The 5,226-nt window shown below is 43.6% G+C and carries 3 protein-coding genes; 1 reads left to right on the top strand and 2 read right to left on the bottom strand.

Annotated elements, in window-relative coordinates:
• Together F6K37_RS18690 and F6K37_RS18685 are read right to left on the bottom strand one after the other, a co-directional pair.
• The coding region (locus tag F6K37_RS18690) for an SAM-dependent methyltransferase (protein ID WP_287251538.1) at nt 1–684 on the bottom strand (684 nt) is incomplete at its 3' end.
• A gap of 744 nt (nt 685–1,428) precedes the next feature.
• Entirely contained in the window at nt 1,429–2,826 is a 1,398-nt protein-coding gene (locus F6K37_RS18685; RefSeq protein ID WP_287251537.1) for an AAA-like domain-containing protein, read from the bottom strand.
• A gap of 2,190 nt (nt 2,827–5,016) precedes the next feature.
• On the opposite strand from F6K37_RS18685, the gene F6K37_RS18680 reads away from it, so the two are divergent.
• A partial coding sequence (locus F6K37_RS18680) for a sigma factor (RefSeq protein ID WP_287251535.1) occupies nt 5,017–5,226 on the top strand: 210 nt, incomplete at its 3' end.

Below are 5,226 nucleotides of genomic sequence, written 5' to 3'. Positions count from 1 at the left end.
GCAAACTGGATAATAAACTGCTGCTTCGTAAACAATCACTTCATGGTCACCTCCATAATGTGTCTTTAAGACCTCGGTCAATATGGTTAGAGGACGAAACTGTTCCTCCGGTTTATAAAAACCGAGATTGCCAACCATGGAAATCTGCCACAAAATCAAGGGGCTAGTGGGGTCAAATTTACGCCGTCGAATCAAAAAGTCCGTTGCTTCAAAACTTTGACACCCGTTTCGACCAGGATCGACACCAAGGTCAGCAAATAAGCAATCTTCCGCAGAAATTCCAGGTAGCATCTGTGCTCTGAAGCCTTCACGATGTGCCTGTTTAATAGCTGCCTGCACTGGATTGGCAAAAACCCCAGGATGACCGTAAAACACAGCACAGACATTCAGCCCCTTACGAACTTCTGTCAATATTTTTTCGGTCATTTCTTGATAAGTCTGTCTGCGCCATTGATTGTTCCGGTTATATGGCAAAGGTTCTGCTGTGGCATTCAATTCTTTGAGCCATTTAGCGGTTACTGGGTCAGCCAAAGCATATAAAACCTTGTCCGCTTGTTCTATCCAGGCTTTCGCCCCCAAGGTCAGATGACTTACCAATTGAATCCCCGTACCAACAATTGTTAAAGAGCCAGTTTCCAAATTCAATTTACTCTTCAGCTTAGAATCGGAGTTTTTGATCATCATCAGAGTAACGGGTGCATCTCATATTTGTAAAAAAGTTGCGTAGGGTGCGTGATAAGACGGGCTCGCCCTCATTTTCTCGGTAGCCAGTTTTGGGACAGTCCGTCCCGTAACGCACCACCAGGTCAAACAGCTGGGATTTATGGAGCATTGATTGTTTTAGTTGTTTTATTAAAATTCACACTCAATTTTTTAATAAACTAAAGCATGTTTCATAGCTAGGGTGCATCTCAATGCATGCTGTTTGATCCGGTGGTGCGTTACAGGGCGGGCTGTCCCAACAAGGAGCGAAGAGGTTGAACATGAGTGCAAGCCCGCCCCTAACGCACCCTACGCACTACTATATGTTGTATATTAGTTTGAATTTTGACCTATTAAACTCATAAAACTCATATAAAATCTCATATAAAATCTCATGAAAAAACTAATAAACAAAACATTGAATCGTGAACGGAGCATTAAAAACTGATCGTAAGCATTGAGCATTGAGCATTGAGCATTGAGCATTGAGCATTGAGCATTGAGCATTGAGCATTGAGCTTATGGGTTACGTCCCAGGGTCGTTCGCACAGCGTGGCCATTCGCGTAGCGTGGCCGTTCGCGTAGCGTGGCCAAAAGGCCAAAAGGCCAAGGCCAAAGCCTGTGCCACAAAGCACCTCAAGTAGCGAATGGCTCACGGCTGACCGCTGACCGCTGACCGCTGACCGCTGACCGCTGACCGCTGACCGCTGATCAATAATGATTAGGCTACAAGACAGATGGTGCGTAAATAAACTGCTGCTCTCCCTTTTTCATAAAATACTGTCGATACAATTCACAACTTGCGATCGCTTGAGCCCCTGAAAGTTTAATCAACCCCATACTGCTTAACTTGTGAGTTAGGATGGGGTCTAAGGGCACAGGTTCAGTGGCCTTGAGAACCGTATCAAGAGCTTGTGCTAATTCCGGCTGTTTTGCCAATGTTGCCCAATGACGCTGCAAGTGATGAGCATAAATTCCAGTGGCAGTGGGAGCACTTTCTAGCAGTTGGGACAGAGTTATATCCTTGCGACTAAGATGATAGAGCGTTAAGTTTACCAGTGCCGGATGTCCCCCCAGCATTACCATTAATTGTTTAGCTTCTTCGGGACCTACCCAGTCGAGTCCGTAGCTTTGGGCTAACTGCTGCACCTCATCCTGGCTGAAGTTTTTTAACTGAACCGGCAGCCCCACATTGAACGGAGACTGGTTAAGCTCCAGGGGAACGTAAATTTCCGTGGAGTGAACCACTACCAGGCGAAGCTTTTGCCAGATGGGCAGTCTTTTCCCTTCTTCGTACCAAGAACGCAACAGAGGTAAAAAATCCTTGGCGACTTGGGGATGCTCGAAAATCTGGCTCACCTCATCCAATGCCAAGATTAGGGGAGTATCAATTAACTCAAGTAGATAGTCTTGGAAGTAGAGGGTGCAGCTAATTTTACTGCCCAGGTCTTCATCCCAATACTCGTCTAGCATCGGTTTACGCTGAAGCTGGTGAGCGATGTTGGCACACAGCCAGCGCAAAAATTGATTCAAATTGCTTAAAATTTCCTGCTCGACTTGCTCTAGGTTCAAGCTCACAGTATGGTAGCCCAGGCGGTTGCCATGGTCAAGAATCCTCAGCAGCAGAGACGTTTTGCCCATTTCTCTGGGAGCTTTAATCCTGATTAACGCTCCCGGTTTCTTGATTTCTTGATAAACTTGCTCCTCAAGGGAAGAGCGTTCTAGGTAAAAGGGAGAGTCGAGAGGGATTGAGCCACTGGGGTAGCTTGGTAGTATCTCACCGGTTTCATGGGCGGGATTGCCCGGCAGATCTTGCTTCACCAGATCTTGCTTCAAAGGGTTTGTCTCTGAGGATGTTTGGGCAGTGGCATAAGACTCCAGCAGCACCCGACAGTTTTTCTTGCTTACCCGCTGGCCAATCACCTCCGAGAGTCGCTGATACAAATCTGGAGCAACGACATTGGTCAGGTAGCCTGCACTATAACCTGCTTCGAGGGCAATTTGGTTATAAGTTCTATACTGCCAAACCCCACCCAGCATAATTACTTCTGTGGAAGTAAGGGGTCGATGTTGACTATCTTTTAGTTGACGGTCAACAATTTCCAGTATACTATTAATATTCATGTACAAGGTCACTGAAATTTATCAACAAGCACCTTTTAAGTGCTCGAGCAAACGTGACACACCGAAACTTCACCTAAAGGTTTGGCCTTACCCTTTTGAAAACTAAAAGCTATAGTGTTTATTGAATTTAAAAAACACTATTAAAACACTATTATGCATAATATGAATCAGCAAATCAGATGGGTTTACCCTGAATGAGCAACCAATTTTAGGTAAGCATTCAGCCGTCAGCCGTCAGTGGTCAGCCGTTAGTGGTCAGCCGTTAGTGGTCAGCTTATTGTATTCAAAAGCTGTTCATAAAGTAGCGTGCCCATAGCGCATAAGCTAATGGCTAATAGCTGATACGCGACACGCTGATACGCGACACGCTGATACGCGACACGCTGATAGCTTACAATTTTAGAGCTGATGACTGGGCAATGGCACCCCAGTTAACCAGCAGTGGTAGCATGTCACTTATGCAGAACATTTGTACGCTTATTTGGGTAATAGGTAATGGGTAATAGGTAATGGGTAATAGGTAATGGATAATAGGTAATAGGGGGAGCCTGTCACCTATCAATATTTGTACATTATCTATAGCTCCCGGGTTTAAGCTTGCGCTAATGGGAAATAGTACTAATGTTTCAGCAACGCCAGACCTGCTACCACCAGCAGTTAACCATAGGAGATTTAATAACTATTAATAACTAGTAATTTCCTATGATCCTCTGCAACATTTTCTCTAGCTGTTTACTAACCTCCTTTCATTTCTTATCCTGACCCTAAGCTAGAATACCATATATAATTCCCAGCTGAATATTAAATATTGTTAAGAGGTTGTCTGAGAAGTCTCATTTGCTACATCCAAGCCCCCGTTGGTCCCCCAATTTTGGGGGACTTCTACCAGCAAATTGATTCTTGTTCCCCCCAGAATTGGGGGGCTAGGGGGGCAAAATTCAGTATCAAAAAACTTGGGAGATATCCTCTAACTAGTTGTATTCCTGGGACTCCCTGACTGGGGAGGGCTATTATAGCAGAGAATAGCAGAGAATAGCAGAGAATAGCAGAGAATAGCAGAGAATAGGCAAAAAAGTGGCGTTTGCGCTTCAAAGCCAGTGATTTTGTTTGTATAAACGCGATTTAGTCATATTTTTAGAAGCGGGAAATGGGGAGATCTAGCGCTACGCGCAAGTCAGAAGTCACAAGTCAGAAGTCAAAAGTTTACTACAACAGGTTTTCAGCTTTTAGCCATTTCCTAACTTTATTGCGTAGTGCTATAGGAAGAATTCTCCCCATTTCCCGCTTCTGTTGACTCCCGACTTTCGACTGTATATAGGGTTTTTATTTGAGATGTAAACGTGTATGGTCTTTTTTGATTGGACAATAAAACTTTGAATCTCTTGGCCCTATTGCCTTTTGCCTCTTTTCTATTCGCTTTTTGAGCAATAATTTTGTTTACAACCTATATAAAAACCCTAGACATGAGTTTTTACATGAGTTTGCTCTACCGTACTTGTGGTAATGATAAAAAGTTATTTCATGGTGAAACCCTTTCTCCACAAGGTTTTCACCATGATGCCCTTAAAAATTATGTATTGTATTATACATTTTTTAACATAAACCCGATAGAGCCATGAGTTTTTACATGAGTTTTTACATGAGTTTTTACATGAGTTTTTACATGAGTTTTTTCTACCGTACTTGTGGTAAGAAGCAAAAGTTATTTCATGGTGAAACCTTTTTGGAGAAAGGCTATTACCATGAAATAATTCAAATTTATGTATTGTATTATACATTATTTTACCATAAACCCCATATAGCCATGAGTTTTTACATGAGTTTTTACATGAGTTTTTACATGAGTTTTTACATGAGTTTTATGAGATTAACAGACTATAAACTGATGTACCCTCAAATGGTGATCGGGTAATCGAGGTCAAAAATGTGGAGTACAAATCCTAAGCATTCAGCCGTCAGCCGTCAGCCATCAGCTAAAAGCTCACGCTACTTGAGGTGCCGTCAGCCGTGAGCTAAAAGCTCACGCTACTTGAGGTGCTTATTTTATTCAAAAGCGCCGATTGCGCTACGCGCACGGTACTGTTCGCCCAGGGTGGCCACAGACCCAAAGCTGATAGCTGATAGCTGAATGCTTACTACAAATCAGCCCTGGACTCCCGTGGAGAGCATACACCATTGTATTGATCAATTATGATCTCAGATATTCAATTAGAAGCCAGTTCTACTGCATTGGGCCAATCCCATCAGGTTTCAGAGAAAGAGTTTTGGCAGCAATGGCAGCAATATCAAGACTATCTCTATCATCGCTGTCTCAGGTGGATGGGTGGAAACCCTACCGATGCTGAAGATGCCCTGAGTCGGGCCATGCTCAAGGCATGGGAGAAGGTGCAAAAGTTTGGG

The sequence above is a fragment of the Moorena sp. SIO4E2 genome (genome assembly GCF_010671945.1).
In the GTDB taxonomy this organism is placed as follows: Bacteria; Cyanobacteriota; Cyanobacteriia; order Cyanobacteriales; family Coleofasciculaceae; genus Moorena; species Moorena producens.
The sequence above is the reverse complement of the archived record's forward strand: the minus strand, read 5'-3'. Positions and strand labels throughout refer to the sequence as shown.

Excerpts from the sequence above, each read along its gene's own strand:
- F6K37_RS18685 (WP_287251537.1), bottom strand. The coding sequence starts at position 2,826 with ATGAATATTAATAGTATACTGGAAATTGTTGACCGTCAACTAAAAGAT.